Here is a 20324-nt window from a genome sequence, read left to right as displayed (position 1 = left end):
TTATGTAAAAGAAAAGGAAAATTGCAAGCAATTTATCTAAAATCCTAGAATTAACTACGACTCCAAAAACTTTTCTGCATCAAGCGCAGCCATGCATCCTGTTCCTGCTGCAACTACTGCTTGACGATATACCTTATCTTGAACATCACCTGCAGCAAACACTCCTGCCCTACTAGTTAAAGTTGTTCCAGGTTTTGTAATGATGTAACCCTGCTCATCCATTTCAACAAAGCCTTTAAAAATACCCGTATTTGGTGCATGCCCGATTGCAATGAACACTCCATCCACTTTTAATTCTTGGGTTTCTGCTGATTTAATCGCAATACCAGCAACCCTTTTTGGATTTTCTTCTCCAAGAATCTGCTCTACGGTATGGTTCCACATTACTTTTATTTTATCATTTTTAAAGAGCCTATCTTGCATTACTTTTTCCGCTCTTAATTTATCACGCCTGTGTATTAATATCACTTCTTTGGCAAATCGAGTTAAAAATATTGCTTCTTCAACAGCAGTGTTTCCACCACCAATCACAGCTACAACTTTATTCCTAAAAAATGCACCATCGCAAGTCGCACAAGCTGAAACCCCATAACCCTGAAATTTCTTTTCACTTTCTAAACCAAGCCACTTCGCTTGCGCACCAGATGCAATGATAATTGCATCTGAATAGTAGTCATTGATATTACCAGAAGATCTAAACCTATACTCATTAGAATCCTCAAGTTGTTCAACGCTTTTTATCTCATCATCTATTATTTTTGCTCCAACCTTTTCTGCATGCAACCTCATTTGCTCCATTAGTTCTGGACCCTGTATTGAAACAAAACCAGGATAGTTTTCAACATCTGTAGTAATTGTAAGCTGACCACCAGGCTGCATTCCCGTTACTACAATTGGCTCTAAGTTTGCACGTGCTGCATATATAGCAGCAGCATAACCCGCTGCCCCAGATCCAATAATAAGAACTTTTGTACTAAATTTATAATTCTTCACTGTATGAGTTTAGATAATCAGCTACTCCTTCATCGCTTGCCTGCATTGCTGGCTTACCTTTTTTCCACCCTGCTGGACACACCTCACCATGCTCTTCATTATGTTTAATTGCATCAACGATTCTAACGAATTCATCGATATTACGCCCTAAAGGCAAATCATTTATCGATTGATGACGTACAATAAATTTATCATCAATAACGAAAGTTGCTCTCAGCGCAATTGAGTCATCATATAAGACCCCATAGTCTCTTGATATAGACTTTTTGATATCAGACACTAAAGTGTAGCTAATCTCTCCAATACCACCATCATTAACTGGAGTGTTTCGCCATTTATAATGTGAAAATTTTGAATCTACACTTATTCCTATCACTTCAACACCACGCTTTGCAAACTCATTTATTCTATTATTGAGCGATATCAATTCAGTTGGGCAAACAAAAGTAAAATCAAGTGGATAGAAAAAAAGGACAGCATACTTATTTTTTATGCGCTTACTCAGACAGAAATCATCAACAATTTCTCCGTCAGAGAGAACAGATGAAGCAGTAAAATCGATAGCAGATTTTGTTACAAGATTCATAATTAACCTATTCTTTTAAAATAACTTTAATTTTACATCTTGATAAACTTATATGCAAGTTTTCTTTGGTTTTAGTCCTATAAAAACTTCCTAAAATAGCTCTTCTTTTTTACCGATAAGATACAATCCAGGTTGGAATACTGAGTTGGTGAGTATAAAATTCTACGTCATACCGCGATTCATTCGCGGTATCTCGGCCGCTAACACGTAGCGGGATGACGGTTGTCGTTTAGCCATAAACATTAAGAAATTTACTAAACAGAAAAAAGGCAAAAGAAACCCTAGGGTAGCTAATTATTCACTATCCATTTTTTAAGTTGGCGTTTTTTAATGTATTAAATGCTTTATAAGCGTATTTCAGCTTGTGTAGGTCAAACCCAGAATTTGATAAAGACATAAGGTGCACATAGTGCAAAAATTAAACATGAGACGCCAGATACGTGAGTTTTTTGTCATTTAATCTGTACAGAGAAGATAAATAAATAGCTTCAGTTTCATGATAAGGGCTGGCGGAGTTTGTCAAGGAAGTTTTTCGCTTCTGCGGGCTACTTGAATAACGGCTACAATGTTCATACAGCTATGTACATAGCTGGAACCCAAAAAAAGAACCAAGTAGCCAAGGCTACTTGGATGACAAAAGGTAATACAAGAAATCTATTGGCTCTCGTATATCTTAGTGAAACTTAACAAGTTTATCTATAGTTTTAGTGATGATTCTTGGAGTATCCGGAGAAACTGCTGAGCTCAGCCTATTTAACCGCTCTATAGCGAACTCGCTATTCTCATTTGCTATGAAATCACATAAAATATTTTCTATATCCTTAGTAACACTTTCATGCTTTCTCAGAGGATGATTATGTGGATACCTACTGATGGTTTTGATACTGGAATACTCAACAAAAGCTTGATCCTTAAAAGCAAGTTGTCTCAATTTCTCTTTGAATTTTCCTTCTTCCTCTTTTGCTAAAAGGCGAGACTTTATCAGTGATTTTATAATCAAATTTATAGCTTGATGTATTTCAGAATGCACTATAACTTTAATGGTATTTTCTTCTACTATACAATCATAAATATTTTTTTCGCTCTGTAACGACTCTATTAATTTCTTGCTACTTTGTGAATTCAATTCCAAATTCTCCTCACTCATAGGAGTTATTATGAAGGTGTTCTTACTCACTCTGATGTTAAATTGTGGAGAGCCTTCAGAAAAGGAAAATGCTACATCCTTAAATTCAAGTGCATGATTGTATGCAGCAAAAAGGGTGTGTGCTATAACACTGCTGGGCACCTTCATTCCATGTTTACTCAGGTGGTTCAATACATTTTCAACCTCATGATATGTAAAGTCTGTATCTTTTAGCAATTCAACAACTTCTATGCCGTTGTGTTGTTTATACTCTATTCTCACTTCTTCTGTAAAAAGTGTTTTAGCTGCTATATGTTTATCAAGCACTGTGAAAATCTTGATGAAATTCTCTAAATCTTGTTTGTTAACTAATTCGATACTAATTAAGTTTCTGCTAATAATTGAAATATTTTTTGTCATTTTTTCCCACTAAAAAAACTCACTGAATGAATTGTATTTTTAATTCATTAAGAATTGTTTAAAGTGAGCATACTAGTTTTCATTTACGTATTACACGACAAAACAAGATAAAAAGTTACATAAAATCATCATGTGGTATAACACACTCTCCACATTCATCATTGCTGTTTGTGTAGGTTGTGACATCAGTGTGATTGTCATTATTATTTAGCATATCATCCAACTTTCCTTCTTTTTCAAGATCCATCAATTTGTCACACCCCCCAATGTGCTTATCGTTGATAAAAATCTGTGGAACTGTTCTAACGTTATACTTTGATTTTATGTCGTTAAATAGATCTGAGTTTTTGAGCACATCAATTTCTTCATACTTCACACCTTTTTTATCTAGTAAATCCTTTGCCCTTATGCAGTATGGACAGCCCTTCTTTACATATACCACAACATTTTTCACAATTTATCTCCGTAGCTTACTAAAATATAGTTATTATATATAAGAAACATATCAAATTGTATGAAAATTATTTATAATTGTGAGCAAGGAATAGAAAATAATATAGCACTAACCTTCGGAAATTTCGATGGCATTCATTTAGGACACGAGTTTGCAATTTCTACTCTAAAGAAGGTAGCACAAGAAAGAGGATTACCCTCTGCAGTTTTAACTTTTGAGCCTCACCCATCAACTGTTTTATTTGGTAGAAACAATTTTAGGTTAATAGACCAAGAACAAAAAAAGGAACTAATCAGCAGCTATGGTATAGATTACTTATATATTATTAATTTTAATAGAGGTTTTTCTGAGGTTAGCTGCGATGACTTTATCAGTGAGATTTTAATAGATAAATATGGCGCTAAACACATAATTGTCGGAGAAAATTGCACTTTTGGTCATAAACGATTGGGTAATATATTAACTCTAGAGAAATATTCTGAAATATATGGATACTCTTTGACTAAATTAGAGCCATTAACAATTGACGGCAAAATTTGCTCTTCTTCTTCAATAAGGGAGTATGTACAAAGGGGCGAAATAGAAATTGCTAATAAATTGCTCGGCAGGCCTTATCAAGTTTCTGGTGTTGTGACAAAAGGTGCATGTAGAGGTAGAGAAATAGGATTTCCAACCATAAATATTCCTATAGAAGATTGCATGATAAAACCTAAGTTTGGCACATATTACGCTAGAGTGACTTTTCCTGATAGTAATCCAAATTGGTTATATGGAGTAGTCAATATTGGTATGAGACCTACTTTTAAGGATCTGAAAAAGCCTATAATAGAAATGCACATATTCGATTTTGATGAAGACGTATATAGTCATAAAGTCAATATACAACTTTTAAAATTCATAAGGTCAGAAAAAAAATTCCATAGTATTGAGGAGTTAACAAAACAGATAAATTATGATATACTTAAAGTTTATAGGTTAAAGGCAAATTTATGAAAAAGTTATGCTTAGTTGTTATATTAATTATAGTATTGATTGACCAAACGAGCAAATTGTACATAAACTCATTGATTGATGAAGGAGAATCAATTGAGATCGCTAGTTTTATAAAACTAGTTGAAGTTTGGAATTCAGGTATTAGTTTTGGAATGTGTAGCGCTTTACCACATGGCGGTTTCTTTTTTTCAGCATTTTCAATACTAATAATTGGTATACTTGCATATTTGATATACAAGTCTGACGATCAGTCAACTTACCTTGGTTTTTCTCTGATGATTGGTGGAGCAATCGGAAACGTAGTTGATAGGATCTATTGGGGAGCTGTATATGATTTCATATATTTTCATATTGATGATTGGTATTGGCCAGCCTTTAATTTAGCAGATTTATCTATAGTTTGTGGAATGTTTACATTGTTATATAAGTGGTATATATACGATATGCTTATTTCTAAACAAAATGAGGAATAAAATAATTATATTCACATAATGTTGACATCGCTATATAAGTGGTATACATACGATATGTTTATTTCCAAACAAAATGGGGAATAAAGTAATTATGTTTATATTAGGTTAGGATAATGCTTCATAAGCTTTTTAGTTTTCTTATACTACCTGCATTTTTTTTACTTACCCAATTTCTTCGAATGCTTTAAACATAGAGCACAACATAAAACATGCTAAACTCGATAACGGTTTGGATGTTTATATTGTTCCTAATCATCGGATTCCAGCCGTTTTACATGCAGTAATATACAAAGTTGGGGGAATGGATGATCCAATAGCAGGATTGGCTCACTACTTTGAACATTTAATGTTTGAAACTACAGGAAAGTTCACAGATATAGAAGCCACTATGAGTAGCATTGGGGCTCAATTTAACGCGTTTACCACTAAAGAATATACCTGTTATTTTGAGTTGATCCCCAAAAAAGATTTACCACTTGCAATGGAAGTTGAAGCAGATAGAATGGGCAGCTTTAATGTTACTCAAGACAAAATAGATAGAGAAAAAAACATTGTGTTGGAAGAAAGAAAAATGAGATTTGATAATCATCCTAACAACTTGTTATGGGAAGAAATGAATAGTGCATTTTACCGTACTGGCTATGGTAGGTCTGTTATCGGCTGGGAGAGCGATATCAAAACTTACAATTTGGATGACATAACGAGGTTTCATGATAACTATTATCACTCCGGCAATGCAATATTACTGATTGTGGGTGATGTGGAACTTGATGAAGTAGTGAAATTAGCAGAAGAAAAATATGGCGAAATTAAAGCTAAGCCTGTAATGAGAAATTACCCAAATCAGGATCCAGTGCATAATGCAGGTCTATCGGTGACCTTAGAGAGCACTGAAGTAAAAGAACCAGTTTTATATTTTCGTTATCGTGTACCCTTATTTGAGCATATAAATGAAGCTTCCGCTGCTCATTTAGCGGTTGAAATTTTAGGTGGCGGCAAATCCAGCAAACTGTATAATGATCTGGTTTTAGATGAAGATGTGGCAGTATCAGTGTTTGCTTATTATAATAGCCTAGCTTTTAGTGATGGCTACATTGATATTCAGGTCATTCCAAAAAGCGGAGTTAATTTAGATATTGTTGAAAGAGAGTTAGATAATGCTATTAATAACTTCATGTCTAAAGGAATAACGGATGAGGAGTTGCAAAGCTCGAAATATAGATACAAAGCAGCACAGTTTGATAATCCATACGCGTCAAGTTAAGGAAAAGTGTAAGTAAAGTTGATAGAGTGAAGGAAAATAATAAAGTATAAATTCTCTTGGATATATGAATGAGAGAACTTACAATGGACAGAATAGCTTGCTTATCAAAAGACCTCAATGAATTCTTTAATGAAAAAGCAGACGAAATATCAATTGCAGTAGGTTTTATAAAAAGAAAGAGAAAACTTAATGGCTCATCATTCATAAAAGCTATGGTTTTTGGTAACATAGGAGTTGATGATTGCAGCATAGAAACAATGTGCCAATTGCTAAATGAAGACTCGATAGAAATTACAAAACAGGGTTTAGATTTTAGGTTTAGTGAAGAAGCAGTTGAGTTCATGAAAAAAATGTATAACGAAGCTTTGTGTTTATTTAAAAAAAGTCTACAGATTGATTGCAAAATTTTACAGCAATTTGGAAGCGTTAAATTATTGGATAGCAGCTACATTAGCCTGCCCAGTAGCATAGAAGATATGTACAAAGGATATGGCAGTAGCTATAGAGATTGTGAGAATAATACCAAATCAGGAATAAAGCTACAGTTAGTCTTTGATTACCTGAATCAAGCGCTAGATAAGTTAAATTTTATGGAAGGAATAAGGTCGGATCAAGGTTATAGGGATTATCTGAACGGTTTATCAGCCAATGATTTGCTAATATTTGACTTGGGCTACTTTGTGCCTAGTTCTTTTAAACAGATTGATGAAGCAGGTGCATATTTTGTTAGTCGTTATAAGTCTGATACCAATATATATGATATAGAAACAAATCAAAAAATAGAGCTATTGGAGTATTTGGAAGGTCAATTATCTTCAGAAAAAGAAGTATTATTAGGAAAGGAAGTAAAAATTAAGGTAAGAATTATATGTCAAAAGCTAACTGAAGAACAGTCTATGGCTAGAAGAAGAAAGGCTAATAAATTAGCAAAGTCACATGGATATACATCTTCTCAAAAGAATCAAAAGTTATTAGATTGGTCAATATTTATAACTAATGTTCCAGAGAGTAAAATTAATGCTGAACAAATATTGACGGTTTATAGAGTAAGATGGCAAATCGAATTACTATTTAAACTATATAAAAGTCATATCAATCTTGATAAACTAAAAGGAAAGACAAATCCATTTAGAGTATTGTGCGAGCTATACGCAAAATTATGTGCTATTCTCGTATTTCACGGAATGATTGGCTGTGTAAAACTAAAAAAGAACACGGAGCTCAGTTTAACAAAGGCATTTATTGAATTGAAAAGGCGGGTTAGAGAGCTCTTTTTGATATTAAACAATATTGTCAATAATTTAAAAATTTTTCTAAAAAAGCTTACTATAATCTGGTCAAAGTTTTCTTTGAAAGACAGATATAGGAAGACCAGGGTATCTACTTTAAGCTCTCTACATTCCTTAACTTGACGCGTATGGTTTATTTAACACTCCCGAATGTGACGGAGATGTGGGTTCAGAACCAGATCTTATACCACTGTCAAGACTCCCGCTTCTTTCTCTATGGAGCGATTGGGAGCCTGAAGATGCCTGCTCAATAGGTTCTGGGTCTGTCTCCCAATTTTCATCATCAGATACATTACTACTATCACTTGATACACTACTACTACGACTCCGTGGTGGTGGGATCATAGCTAACACTTTACTGAATGCCCTGCCCAGGTGACTTGGCTGTTGTACGTCGCTCCCTTGCTTTCCATTAACGCCTGCCCTTCGTTTCTGAAGTGCTTTACTCAAATCAGCCATAAGATCTTCATTTTTTTCTTGTTGCCCACCTCCTTTATTGCTTGACTTCTTTGCTGCCTGTTCCTTTAACTTCTTATCACGCTCTTCCTTGCTCATGAGATTTGGTTTTTGTTGTGTTATTTTATTAAATACAGCGCTCATGTCAGGTTTAACGTCAGGATCACTAGGACTACTAGCATTCTTTGATGAAGAAGTTCCATTTGAACTTGGAGGTGGAGGTGGTGGCGGAGGTGCATTATTATTTTGAGGAATTGCTGTACCAAGTGTTAGCGGAGGTTGTTGAGGAGTAAGGTTCGGAACATGTTCCGAACTTCTCACTTCCGTCTGTGATCCACTATCTTGCTTAACAGACAATCCTTTTCTAATTAGTTCACTGTCCAGATTATTACAATTTTTACACGCAGATTTTTGTGGTTCTTGAGATGCAGTATGGCCAAATTCCTGTCCATTAAGACCTGCTTCTTTCTTATTATCATCTCTAGAAACGGCAAGTTTAATAAGATATGCTACTGAAGCCAATGCAACAACCACAGAAACAGCAAAGATTGCTAAAGGAACTGCTGCAATGGCACCAGAACCAGAAACTGCTGCAATAACATAAGGGAGATGTATATAAATTGCAACAGCAGATACACATAATGATAAAGCAGCAATCGAAATTTTAAGGTTAGATGTAGACATTTTTTACCTCATTAACCACTAGAATATTAATAATAACTAGATTATCAACAGTGTCAATAATTAATTATGAAAAATAAAGTCAAAATTTGAATAGATAAACTATAAGTAATATACAACCGGCAATAGCTATACAATAGACTTCTTGCATAGAAAAAAGGCAAAATAGCTCCAAGTTGTATCCGTTTAGGAAAGCGGTAAAATAAGGTAGACAAGGTAGTATAAAAAGATAACCATAGAGTAAAAGTGAGTTTACAACAAATAGTGTCATGCAAGTAGCTGATACTGGAATCTAGTCTTTATTATGCAGCCACTTATTTAAAGTTAAGTTTTCTGGATCCAAGTAGTCAATGCACTGGGATGACAGGAGGCTACTTTCATGACACCATTCTTTTTCCTGGATCCCAGTGTCTGGGCACTGGGATGACATCATAGGGACACTGGGATTACACCCTGACAATCGTCATCCAGCTACTTGTTAGCGGCTAAGAGATACCGCGAATGAATCGCGGTATGACGGTTCGTGGCGGCATGACGATAACCTCGTCTCACTGCCATTAAGTTAAGGAAAAAAGATAGATTTTATGGGATAATGATGTATACCAATAAGTTTAAAGGTAGTATGAGTAAAAAAGGCAGTAATAAAATTTATTCAAAATGAATTGGCAAGTCTAGAATTTATAGAATCCCATAAATCATCTTCAAAAGATTTTATGAGAAAGAGGAAGTTATCTTTTATTGACATATTTATCTTAATTTTAAGAAAAAGTGTAAAGTCGCTGCAAGTAATACTAAACGAATTTATTTTATATAGGAAAAAAGACTATACCGTTACTGCTAGTGCTTTTAGTCAAGCAAGAAAAAAAATGAAACACAGTGCATTTTCAGAAATTAACGAAGGTGTGGTTTCCTTGTACTACCAAGACCAAAAATTTAAAACTTGTTTTGGCTTTAGAGTGTTAGCTCTTGATGCCTCCAAAATCATTTTACCAACAAGCGTTGAAATAAAAAATGAATTTGGCTCAAGAAAAATACGTAACCAAAAACCAAAAGATTTAGGTGATTATGCAAGTGCAACCTTTGCGGTTTGTTAAGATGTGCTAAATAATGTTGCCATAAGGTCAGTGTTAGATAGAGGTAACACTCATGAAATTAACTTAGCAGATGAAATGCTTAAAGTTGTAAATACTAATGACTTACTGATTTGTATATTTATCTTATAAATTTCTTTCTAGCCTTACAAAAAGAAAAATTGCTTATGTCATTCGATGTCCCAGATCATCTTTTAATGAAGTGAATGCTATGTTTGAAGAAAAAAGCCCATCTAGTGTTGAGGTTACCATATGTGCTCAGCGTAAGATAAAACAAGAAAATAGTGGAATAACGCTTCAAAGTGGTACTGCCATCTGGTGAAATTGAAGTGTTAGCTACATCATTAATGGATGAACAAAAGTTTCAAACTGGAGGATTTAAGGAGTTATATTTTTTACGCTGGGGAGTTGAGACATTTTTTGCAAAACTCAAAGGAAGACTAAGTCTAGAAAATTTTACAGGAAAAAGTGTTGAGTCTGTTAAACAGGATTTTTGGTCAGCTATCTTTATTAGCAACCTAGAAAGTGTTATGACAGAAGATGTAGAAGAAGCGTTGAATATGGACTTAACCGATGATAAGCTTAAGAGGAGCATTAACAAATCTGTCTCATTTAACGCGATCAAAAACTTGGCTTTCGACATTTTTGCTACGGAATCAGATACTGACTGCATTATGGATCAATTATCAAAGCTATTTTTGATGAACACTTTGGCGGTAAGAAAGGGAAGGAAAGTTGATCGTCATAAGGTACCTTATCTTCGTTCGTTCAATTACCAAAAAAGGGTTAGAAAACACATATTTTGACTAGAGGTAGTATTCATATCTTCTGATAATAACTGGGTAGCTTATTGCCATAGCTCCTGTAAAATGACTTCTAAACAAACTATTTCTTAAGTAATTTACACTTCAGAGTTTATCTGCTTTAAAGTTTACTCTATTCTGTTTCAGCATTTGTCATAAATCCTTAATTATTTCTGACTTTTTAGTTCAGTTTTTAACCATTCTTTCCTTAACTTAATGGCAGTGAACCTCGTCATCCCGCCTACTTGTTAGCGGGATCTCTTGTTAGCGGCTGAGATACCGCGAATGAATCGCGGTATGACGGTTCGCGGCGGTATGGACGTAAGAAAACCTTTCTTGGGTCAGCTATAGAGACTCTCATCTTTAGCGAGCTTCAAGGTAATTGGTTGCTATTTGCGAAAATATTCGCATAATTTAAGTAACATTACTTAATAAAAATTAACTATGGAGCTTAATAAGATTGCAGCATCGATTTTACTTTCTGGGCTAATCATTATGATAGTTAGTAATGTAGTTGATATGCTTTACAGTCCAGAAGAATATAAGATTGAACACCAAACGATAGTAGCTGCTGGCAGCAATGAGTTCCAGCAAAAAATCGAGCAAGTGGCGCTTGATATTGGAGCGCTCATGCAGAATGCTAGCTTTGAGAAAGGTAAATCAGCAGCAAAAAAATGTATAGCCTGCCATAGTTTTGAGAAAGGTGGAATGAATAAAGTAGGACCAAACTTATGGAACATAGTTGGAAATAAAAAGGCCCATCTTGGTAACTCATTCAATTACTCAAAAGCAGTGCTTGACAGAGGTGGAAAATGGGGGTATGAGGAGCTATTTGCCTTTTTAAAGAACCCAAAAGCCTATATAAAAGGTACACGTATGGCATTTGCAGGTATTTCCAATCCACAAGAAATTGCAGATCTAGTTAGTTATTTGCATCAATTGAGTGATAGCCCGGTTGCTTTGCCAAAGTAGTATGGATTATTGTAAATTGTTTGATGGAAATAATGGTCACATAGCATATCGAAAGCTACAAGGAAAGAAAGCTTCTGTAGTTTTTTTCGGTGGATTTGCATCCAATATGGATGGAACTAAAGCAACTGCTATTTACAAATTTTGCCAAGAAAATGACGTAGCACTTGTGCTATTTGATTATTTTGGTCACGGTCATTCAAGTGGTAATTTTATTGATTACACGATAAGTGATTGGCAAAAAAATTGTGCTAAAGTAATGAGTGAATTAACTAGCGATAAACAAATAATTATAGGTTCAAGTATGGGAGGATGGCTGATGTTGCTCACTGCCCTTCAATTTCCAGAAAAAATTGCAGCACTAATTGGTATATCGTCTGCTCCCGATTTTACTGAAGATTTGATATTCAAGCAATTGTCAGGCAAGCAAAAAGAAGAACTAGATTCTAAAGGTGTAATAGATTTTACTTCAGAGCATTGTACATACAAAATAACTAAAAATTTGATCGAAGATGGCAGAAAGAACCTTCTTTTAAACAAAAAGACAATAGATATAAACTGTCCTGTGCGCTTGCTGCATAGCATTAATGATAAAGATGTTCCTTATCAAACTTCATTGAATTTAGCTGAAAAAATTAAGTCAACCAATGTTGAAGTACACTTAATAAAATCAGCAGAGCACAATATGTCTGACAATCATTCACTGGAAGTTTTATTTAAGACCATTAGAGAATTTTGTAACCAGACTGCATTCTGTGATTTTTAGCAAAACACGATTTTTCATTTGAGCTTTCTTCAACTTAAAATAAATACAGAAAATTGCTGCCTATAGCTAAACTGACTTAGATTTACCGACAATTTGAAAAACCGTCATCCCGCTACGTGTTAGCGGCTGAGATACCGCGGCGGTATGACGGTTCGCACCATCACACTTTGGAACCTTACAGATATTGAGCAAATCCAATAATATCCTTGATTTCTTTTATATTATGGGTTGCAATTTCTGCTGCTTTCTTTGTGCCTTTTTTTAATATTTCATGTAAATGGAATTGGTCTTTTAAAAGATCATTCATTTTCTCACGTATGGGTGATATAACACTGATAATTAAATCAGCTAACTCTTTTTTGAAGTGCTTCATGTCATATTTGTTCACTTCTTCACATACTTTTTCTGCATTTACATTACTAAGCACTGAATAAATGTTTATCAAATTGCTTATTTCTGGTCGGCACTTTAAAGTAGCAAAGCCTAGAATTGAATCTGTTTTTGCTTTTTCTATTTTTTTGACAATTAAGTCATCCGTATCATCAAGGTTAATGCACGAATGTTCTGAAGGATCAGATTTACTCATCTTGCTTGTGCCATCCCTTAAGCTCATTATCCTTGATGTGCAATCCAAAGTTAAGATTTCAGGTACGATGAAATAATCCAGCTTATAATGATTGTTAAAAGCTGATGCAATATCACGTGCAAGCTCCAAATGCTGTTTTTGATCATCACCAACAGGAACGTATTTAGTTTGATACAACAATATATCTGCAGCCATAAGTACTGGATAACTATATAATCCAAGAGAGGCTTTTTGTTTATCGCTGCCAGCTTTATCTTTAAATTGAGTCATGCGATTAAGCCAACCAATTGGTGTATAGCATCCAAGCAGCCAGCCCAGTTCTGCATGACCACTAACTGTGGACTGACTAAAAATAATGGACTTTTCTGTATCTATTCCGCATGCAATATAAGTTGCTGCTGTTTTGAAAATATTACTTTTTAATTCACTTGCGGGAAGCTTATTTGCTGTGATTGCGTGTAGGTCGACAATACAAAAAAGAGATTTGTATTTATCCTGTAAGTCTATCCACTGTTTGATTGCACCAAGATAATTACCTAAATGTAGTACGCCACTTGGCTGGATACCTGAAAAGACAATACTTGTCATTATACATTTACCTCATGCTAATCGCTTCCACAATCAGCAGATTTCTTAGAAAGAATAACCATTGCAGGACGGAGCAACCTATTTTTGATAGTATAACCAGTTTGTAGTACTTCTACAATGGTGCCAGGCTTTTTTTCATTGTCTTCTCTTTCCACAACAGCTTGGTGTAAATTACTATCAAAAAGCTCACCAAGTGGATCTACTTCCTCTATTCCATGTTTTTTTAGATCATTTATAATTTTTTGATAAGCTACTTTAATCCCCTCATGAACAGGATCACCGTCTTTCAAAATTTCCATTACTCTTTTTAAATTGTCGCACGAGTCGATCATATCACGTGCAAGTTTTGTGACTGCGTAGTCACTTGCATCGCTAATTTGCTTTTGCATTATACGTTTGACGTTTTCATTATCTGCAACAGCACGGCGTAAATGATCTTCAAGCTGAGCTGCACGTTCTTTTAATGTATTGAGATCTTCATTTAAATCATCAGTCTGCTTATGGTTATCACTTTGTTGGTCGTCACCTTTCTGCCTACTTACCATATCAGCAAACTTCTTCTTTTTCTCTTTACTGCTATCTGACATATTATTACCCTTAAGAATCTAATAAATATATAGCAATTAATTCGAAAATATCAAGCGCCAGCTACATTCGTCTTTCTATGCTCGCATTTAAAAAGTCAATTAAAGTAGTTTTATAAAAAGAATCAGAAAAAGTACTAATATCATTTTGTGCCATATTAATGTAGTGTCTAGCTTTTTCCATAGAAAGCTGAATGGCATTATGGTGATTAATATAGTGTAATGCTTGGTCAAAATTGTGTCTAGCTGAAGAAAAGCATTTTTCCCAGAATTTTTGCTCTGCTGGACTGCCCTTTTCGTATGCTATAATAGCAGGTAAGGTGACTTTACCTTCGAAAAAGTCTTTTCCGACTTGCTTTCCAGAAGTGCCTTGATTAGCAGTATAATCGAGCATATCATCAACTATTTGAAATGCCATACCAAAATTAAAACCAAAATTCTTTAGCCTCTCTGTTTCGTCATTTGTTGCACCAGATACTGTTGATGCAGCTTCACAGCATGCAGAAAATAAAGATGCTGTCTTTTCTCCAATGATATCAAAATAATTTTCCCTGACTGTGTGGGGGTCAAAACGTGCTGTCATCTGCTTTATTTCACCCTTCACAAGTAAATGCGATGCTTTAGATAAAATAGAGAGAATATTTAAATTTCCACACTCTATAAGCCATCTAAATGCTAGAGTCAACAATAGATCACCAACTAAAATGCTTGATTTATTTCCCCAAATCTTATTCGCTGTTTTAACTCCATGGCGTGCCTCACTTTCATCGAGCACATCATCATGAAGTAAAGTAGCATTGTGTATAAACTCTACCGATGCAGCAACGTTGATCCTATTCTCCCCAGAATAGTTTAGCATTTTACATATAATAAAAACTAGTTTAGGCCTTATTTTTTTTCCACCTGACCTAACAAGATGAGATATAATATCAGTAGCAAGCTTAGCATCTTCATCATTGACATTTTTGAAGACAAAGTCATTCATAGCTGACAAATCAGAAGATACAATATCGTCTAATTTATCGCTGTTTGTTAAATCAGTATTTAGCATTTTAAGAGACTTATGCCTCTTGCCCTTGTGCTTTCTCGTTCTCTACTTTCTTCTTTTCTGTTTTCTTTGGTTCTGTTTCTAAAGTTACTATGCCTTTTTTGATAAACCACAGTACTCTTTCAGTTGCCTGCGCGCCTACACTTAGCCAATGTTTTAATCTATCAGCTTTCACCACAACACGATTTTTATTGTCTTTTGGTAACATTGGATCATATTGTCCTATTTTCTCAATAAAACGCCCATCTCTTGGTGCTCGTGAATCAGCTACAACTATCCTATAAAAAGGGCGTTTCTTTGCGCCAAACCTCGCCAACCTTATTTTAACTGCCATGTTAACCTTTATTCATATATTAGCCACAATTTTATACAATGAGCCGTTTTAAGTCAAATGAATTATACAACTTTTGCACCTTATAATATAATTACCAATAATGTAGGGCAGTGCCGGGCGCACAGCTATACGAACATTCATTTTTGAAGGTAAATTGCACAGCAAATGGTGTCATTCCAGTGCTTGACACTGGAATCCAGCCTTTTTTAATCATTAAAACGTTGTATTTTAACATAAAACGGCTACTTTTATGCTTACCAACTTAATAAAATTCCTGGATCCCAGTGTCTGGGCACTGGGATGACATCCTTTCTAGTGAAGATTGCTCTCAAATCGCAATGTTCGTACAGTTGTGTGTCTGGGCACTGGATGCGTTTGAAGCAGCTTATAAGATTTTTGATTATATATCATCAAGTATAGCGTGATTAACTTCGACTTTATACTTTGATTCCAGATAGCTAATTAATTGCTCTTTTAGCGATATCATCACACGTTTTCCGGTGTCAAGCGTGTTTAATTTGCCATTTGATGAATGCATTTCTTTTAGAACACCTATTATAATTTCATTATTGTATTGAATAGGATCTGTCACTGAACCAGTTGTTTTCATATTGAAAATCTCTTCTACAAAAGAAAAGGGGTAGTTTTGTTGATCCACTTTATTGCGGTGCATCTGCTGACCTTTAACTAATTCCACACCTTGAATTTCTTCCAAATCTGTTTTTTCTCTTAGTTGAACTGCAACCTCTTGCCCGAATTTAAACATTCTTTCTTTTATAAACTCACTACGCCAAAGCTCTACCGCTAATGCCTTGCCTTCTTCAAAACTTTGCAATTTGGGTGGAAAGATATCGACGATTTTTACACTAACAACGGCGTCCCCAACGCCCTTAAAATAACCTTTCTGATCCTTTTCTCGCGAAAAAATGAAAGAAATCAAATCACCAGAATCTCCTACGTTATTACCGCTTTGATCTTTTCCACTCGCATCTACTGGACCAATAGTTTGTATAGGTAAATTATATTCACTCAATATTTCTTCAATTTCTGAACCATTGTATATCTTATAGTTCACTTGGTTTATGAAATCATTGACTCTTTCAAAAGACTTTTGGTTAGTTAGAACTGACTTTATGTCTTTTTTTAAATCAACTAAGTCTTCATCAGAGATTTGATGCGCACTTTCCACTTTTACTATGTGCCAACCAAAACTGCTTGCTAAAACTTCACTTACTTCACCTACTTTAAGAGCAAATACCTTCTCTCTCACGTCTTCTGGTAAAAAATCCTTAGTTATATTATTTACTCTAGTTTCCTCAAGTTTTGCTTTGCCAAACTCTTCTACTATCTGTTCAAAGCTTGTTTTACCCTCCTCAAATGCTCTTCTTGCTGTCTCAGCTTCTTCTTTGGTAGAAAATATTGCATTGAATATATCTCTTTGATTTTTAAGTTCTTGTTGTTCTATTATACCATCAACTTCTTCATCTGAGATCTTGATTTGATCTTCAAAATACTTTTGGCCTAGGGAAATATATTGCGCAGTTCGATACTCAGGATAATAAAAATGGGATTTATTTCTTTCGTACAAATCAAGTAAGGCTTGATCATCTGGTTCAGGAATGTTTGTAACTGCATCTTCAGTTATTTTAACAATATCAACTACTCTAGTTTGGTAGCGACTTTCGTATATCTGCTCATCAATTTTCTCGCCAAAAGTTACTGGATAATTATCTTTAAATAATGAAGTCATGAACATCATTGCAGGCAGGACTTTCTCTAGCTTTGCTATATACTCTTTCTCTGTCATATGCAGGTCATTTAGCGTTTCATAGAATTTATTTTTGTCAAATTCACCTTTATCATTTTGAAAGTATTTGGTGTTTTTAATATGGTTTTTTATAGATTCTTCTCCAACTGTCAACCCCAGCTCACTAGTTAGGTTAAACAATAGTTTTTGCTCTATAAGTGCGTTAAGCAAATCATATTTCAGCTTTTTTACTTGTTCTCTACTCGCATCAGATCCAGAAATTTGCTTTTCATAATTTTGATATAGTGATTTATACTCATCTGACATTATAACTTCTTTTCCAACCCTAGCTACCTCTTCTTTTTCATCATCACCTGATAAAAGGTTGCCAATTCCCATGAAGATTAACAAGCAAGCTAAAAGGACAACGGTTACTTTAGTGAAAAAATTTTTAACATTCATTTTAAACCCAGTTAATTAATGATTAATTATAGAATAGTGATAATTTAATGCTTGTAAACCTGTTGCTTTATTAGCTAATATATATAATATTACAATATATTAACTTAAAATTTAACTCTCTAATCTTAAATAGGAACATATGTTTAACTGAGTTATACTATACCTTAGGAAGGGAAAATATTTTGTTTGAAATATGCTTAAAGGTAAGCGCATTTAATTAACTTAAGAGGTGGGAAATGACAAACAAAAAGTTATTGAATGACAAAATTAATGCTTTTTTAGTTTTAATAGTTTATATTTTAGCTCTGTATAACAGTAAGGGATACTTTAAATGGGAGATGCTTTTTTGATGTCAATGGAATCTTCTAAGGGCAATAACGATAGAAATAAACAGTTTCTAGTGCAAATAGCTGCTTGGTTAGTAGACAACACTGGTTTAACTTTTAATCAAATAGCACAATGTTGCAGATTGGCCCTTGAAGAAGTACAAGACATAGCTGATGAGGAAATAGGAGTAGAAAAATATAACCCTATTATTTCTGGAATAATTACTGAAAAAGAAATCGATGATTGCAAAAAAAATCCAAATCGTGTACCAAATTTGATTATAAAAAATATAAAAAAAAGGAGTAAAGCGATTGGTAGCATTCTTGGCTTTGCCTCTACGGCAAGACGTAGAGATAAACCTGATGCGATTTATTATTTAGTAAAAAAATTTCCTATCTTGGACAATAACGTTATAGCTAAATTAATTAGTACAACAAATTACACAGTTGAGCAGGTAAGAGATGGATCTCATCATAACATGCAAAATATAAAACCCCAAGATCCTGTACTACTCGGCTTATGTAGTCAAGAAAATTTAGAAGCAGAAGTGGAAAAAGCAAAAGTAGAAGAGGAGAAGCAAGAAAGGTTAAAAAAATATAAAGAATAGCTATTGAAAATCCTCAAATTTTTGTGCTTTGTTAACATTAAATTAACTTGACTTGCTAGTGTTTATTAGTATAATGTAAGTAAAGTACGGGGTTTAATGATAATTAAGCTTAATACGCACTGAAACTAACTCAGCCTAATTTATTATCTTATAGTCACATTTTAGGTTAGTAAGCATCAATTAAAATTTTTGGAGGATTATGACAACAATCAATGAAGATGTTTTGGCAAAAGGAAAGGTTACAGCTCAACCTGAAAAAAGTGAGCAAATTTACAATAACGATACAGTAAAACAGATGGTCAATGAAGGTACTGAGAAAAACAGAAAAACATTAGATCTGAGCGAATTAAAAGAGAAAACAGCAGAAGAATTGTTAGAGTTAGCTGAAGAAAGAAAAATTTCAACTAACGGTAAAAGCAATGGTAGAATGCTAAAGCAGGAAATAATATTCAGCTTAATGAAAAAAATGAGTGAAGAAGGAGGCATAACCACAGGGAGTGGAATAGTGGAAATATTGCCTGATGGTTTTGGTTTCTTACGTTCAGCAAGTGCAAATTATGCCCCAAGTACCGATGATGTTTATATTTCTAACGGGCAAATAAAGAAGTTTAATTTACGTACAGGAGATATGGCATATGGAGAAATAAGGCCACCTGGTGATAAAGAGAGATATTTTACTTTAACTAAGGTTCAAAGTATAAACTCTACTGAAGTAAGTGAATTAAGAAAGTACGTCCATTTTGATAATTTGCTTCCTCTTTATCCTGAGGAAAGCATAGTACTTGAGTGTAATAATGGTGATGATAAAAAAGGCTTAAGCATGCGTGCTATAGATATAGTAGCTCCTCTTGGAAAAGGGCAAAGAGCGTTAGTAGTTGCTCCACCTCGCACAGGAAAAACTGTATTGCTTCAGCAAATGGCTAACTCTATAGCTATAAATCACCCTGAAGTAGAATTAATAGTGTTACTTATAGATGAAAGACCTGAAGAAGTAACAGATATGATACGTTCTGTAAAAGGTGAGGTAGTAAGTTCTACGTTCGATGAGCCTGCTTACCGTCACGTACAGCTTGCTGAAATAGCAATAGAAAAAGCTAAAAGAATGGTTGAGCATAAAAAAGATGTGGTAATTCTACTTGACAATATTACTAGACTTGCACGTGCTTATAATGCGGTTATTCCTTCGTCTGGGAAAGTTCTAACTGGTGGTGTAGATTCAAACGCACTGCAGAGACCAAAACGCTTTTTTGGAGCAGCTCGTAATATTGAGAATGGGGGTTCTTTAACTATAATCGCCACAGCTCTTATAGAGACTGGTTCAAAAATGGATGAAGTTATTTTTGAAGAGTTTAAAGGTACAGGAAATGCTGAGATCATACTTGATAGAAAACTTTCTGATAAACGTATATTTCCAGCTATTGATATTACAAAATCCGGAACAAGGAAGGAAGAGCTATTAGTTGATAAGGCTATACTAAATAAAATATGGGTGGTGCGTAGGATACTCAATCCTATGGGACCCGTTGAAGCAATGGAATTTTTACGTGACAAACTACTTTTAACAAAGAGCAATGCTGACTTTTTTAACTCCATGAATCACTAAAAGTAAGCCAGTTATGATGGATATGCTGAGCAAAAAGTAAAACGCTCTTATAGCTAAAATAATTTGGATTTACC

Annotated in this window: 19 protein-coding genes and 2 pseudogenes; 9 read left to right on the top strand and 12 right to left on the bottom strand. The window is 34.4% G+C overall.

Annotated elements, in window-relative coordinates:
* Window positions 1–54 precede the first annotated feature (54 nt).
* The 4 genes from trxB to grxC all read right to left on the bottom strand — a co-directional run bounded on the left by trxB (window position 55) and on the right by grxC (window position 3579).
* On the bottom strand, window positions 55–993 hold the full coding sequence (trxB, locus tag HUB95_RS01945) for a thioredoxin-disulfide reductase (protein WP_015589186.1): 939 nt from the start codon (window positions 991–993) through the stop codon (window positions 55–57).
* On the bottom strand, window positions 980–1579 hold the full coding sequence (locus HUB95_RS01940) for a peroxiredoxin (protein WP_012673206.1): 600 nt from the start codon (window positions 1577–1579) through the stop codon (window positions 980–982). The genes trxB and HUB95_RS01940 overlap by 14 nt, the downstream gene beginning before the upstream one ends.
* Before the next feature lie 673 nt (window positions 1580–2252).
* A complete protein-coding gene (locus HUB95_RS01935) occupies window positions 2253–3125 on the bottom strand; it encodes a hypothetical protein (protein WP_007550039.1) in 873 nt (290 codons plus the stop codon).
* Between the two features lie 115 nt (window positions 3126–3240).
* Complete coding sequence (gene grxC / locus HUB95_RS01930) at window positions 3241–3579, bottom strand: glutaredoxin 3 (protein WP_209452481.1); 339 nt, start codon at window positions 3577–3579, stop codon at window positions 3241–3243.
* Window positions 3580–3639: 60 nt separating this feature from the next.
* Here grxC and ribF point away from each other — a divergent pair, with 60 nt between their 5' ends.
* From ribF to HUB95_RS01910, 4 genes and pseudogenes are all read left to right on the top strand, one after another.
* Complete coding sequence (gene ribF / locus HUB95_RS01925; RefSeq protein ID WP_010082493.1) at window positions 3640–4572, top strand: riboflavin biosynthesis protein RibF; 933 nt, start codon at window positions 3640–3642, stop codon at window positions 4570–4572.
* On the top strand, window positions 4569–5045 hold the full coding sequence (gene lspA / locus HUB95_RS01920; protein WP_006279329.1) for a signal peptidase II: 477 nt from the start codon (window positions 4569–4571) through the stop codon (window positions 5043–5045). Before ribF ends, lspA begins: the two co-directional genes overlap by 4 nt.
* A gap of 113 nt (window positions 5046–5158) precedes the next feature.
* A pseudogene (locus HUB95_RS01915) lies at window positions 5159–6291 on the top strand (M16 family metallopeptidase); the annotation flags it as partial.
* 101 nt (window positions 6292–6392) lie between these two features.
* Window positions 6393–7721 (top strand): IS4-like element ISWosp9 family transposase, encoded by a 1329-nt coding sequence (locus HUB95_RS01910; protein WP_197907300.1) that lies wholly within the window; start codon window positions 6393–6395, stop codon window positions 7719–7721.
* Here the strand turns inward: HUB95_RS01910 and HUB95_RS06005 are convergent.
* Entirely contained in the window at window positions 7713–8738 is a 1026-nt protein-coding gene (locus HUB95_RS06005; protein ID WP_244662783.1) for a hypothetical protein, read from the bottom strand. The genes HUB95_RS01910 and HUB95_RS06005 overlap by 9 nt on opposite strands.
* 289 nt (window positions 8739–9027) lie before the next feature.
* Window positions 9028–9195: a hypothetical protein gene (locus HUB95_RS06000; RefSeq protein WP_244662782.1), complete on the bottom strand. Its 168-nt coding sequence runs from the start codon at window positions 9193–9195 to the stop codon at window positions 9028–9030.
* Window positions 9196–9376: 181 nt separating this feature from the next.
* Between HUB95_RS06000 and HUB95_RS01895 the strand changes: the two are divergent.
* From HUB95_RS01895 to HUB95_RS01885, 3 genes and pseudogenes are all read left to right on the top strand, one after another.
* Window positions 9377–10632, top strand: a pseudogene (locus HUB95_RS01895) (IS4 family transposase).
* 441 nt (window positions 10633–11073) lie between these two features.
* Window positions 11074–11601, top strand: a complete 528-nt coding sequence (locus tag HUB95_RS01890) for a c-type cytochrome (RefSeq protein ID WP_015589210.1) — start codon at window positions 11074–11076, stop codon at window positions 11599–11601.
* A 1-nt stretch (window position 11602) separates the two neighbouring features.
* A complete protein-coding gene (locus tag HUB95_RS01885; RefSeq protein WP_197907417.1) occupies window positions 11603–12364 on the top strand; it encodes an alpha/beta hydrolase in 762 nt (253 codons plus the stop codon).
* 175 nt (window positions 12365–12539) lie between these two features.
* On the opposite strand, the gene trpS is transcribed toward HUB95_RS01885, so the two are convergent.
* From trpS to HUB95_RS01860, 6 genes are all read right to left on the bottom strand, one after another.
* A complete protein-coding gene (gene trpS, locus HUB95_RS01880) occupies window positions 12540–13538 on the bottom strand; it encodes a tryptophan--tRNA ligase (RefSeq protein WP_209452480.1) in 999 nt (332 codons plus the stop codon).
* A 17-nt stretch (window positions 13539–13555) separates the two neighbouring features.
* Window positions 13556–14125 (bottom strand): nucleotide exchange factor GrpE, encoded by a 570-nt coding sequence (locus HUB95_RS01875; protein WP_141456996.1) that lies wholly within the window; start codon window positions 14123–14125, stop codon window positions 13556–13558.
* A gap of 61 nt (window positions 14126–14186) precedes the next feature.
* Entirely contained in the window at window positions 14187–15173 is a 987-nt protein-coding gene (locus tag HUB95_RS01870) for a polyprenyl synthetase family protein (RefSeq protein WP_015589208.1), read from the bottom strand.
* A 10-nt stretch (window positions 15174–15183) separates the two neighbouring features.
* Complete coding sequence (gene rpsP, locus HUB95_RS01865) at window positions 15184–15504, bottom strand: 30S ribosomal protein S16 (RefSeq protein WP_006279266.1); 321 nt, start codon at window positions 15502–15504, stop codon at window positions 15184–15186.
* Window positions 15505–15595: 91 nt separating this feature from the next.
* Window positions 15596–15718: a hypothetical protein gene (locus HUB95_RS06330; RefSeq protein WP_256433084.1), complete on the bottom strand. Its 123-nt coding sequence runs from the start codon at window positions 15716–15718 to the stop codon at window positions 15596–15598.
* Window positions 15719–15904: 186 nt separating this feature from the next.
* A complete protein-coding gene (locus tag HUB95_RS01860) occupies window positions 15905–17713 on the bottom strand; it encodes a peptidylprolyl isomerase (RefSeq protein WP_209452479.1) in 1809 nt (602 codons plus the stop codon).
* 331 nt (window positions 17714–18044) lie between these two features.
* Between HUB95_RS01860 and HUB95_RS01855 the strand changes: the two genes are divergently transcribed.
* Window positions 18045–18647 carry a cell cycle transcriptional regulator TrcR gene (locus tag HUB95_RS01855; RefSeq protein WP_015589206.1) on the top strand — a complete coding sequence of 201 codons (603 nt, stop codon included), beginning with the start codon at window positions 18045–18047 and terminating at the stop codon, window positions 18645–18647.
* Between the two features lie 199 nt (window positions 18648–18846).
* Window positions 18847–20250, top strand: a complete 1404-nt coding sequence (rho, locus tag HUB95_RS01850) for a transcription termination factor Rho (protein WP_197907419.1) — start codon at window positions 18847–18849, stop codon at window positions 20248–20250.
* Window positions 20251–20324: the final 74 nt, after the last annotated feature.

Source organism: Wolbachia endosymbiont of Ceratosolen solmsi (genome assembly GCF_017869155.1).
GTDB classification, from domain to species: domain Bacteria; phylum Pseudomonadota; class Alphaproteobacteria; order Rickettsiales; family Anaplasmataceae; genus Wolbachia; species Wolbachia pipientis.
Note: the sequence above shows the minus strand (reverse complement) of the source record. Positions and strands in the feature narration are given on the sequence as shown.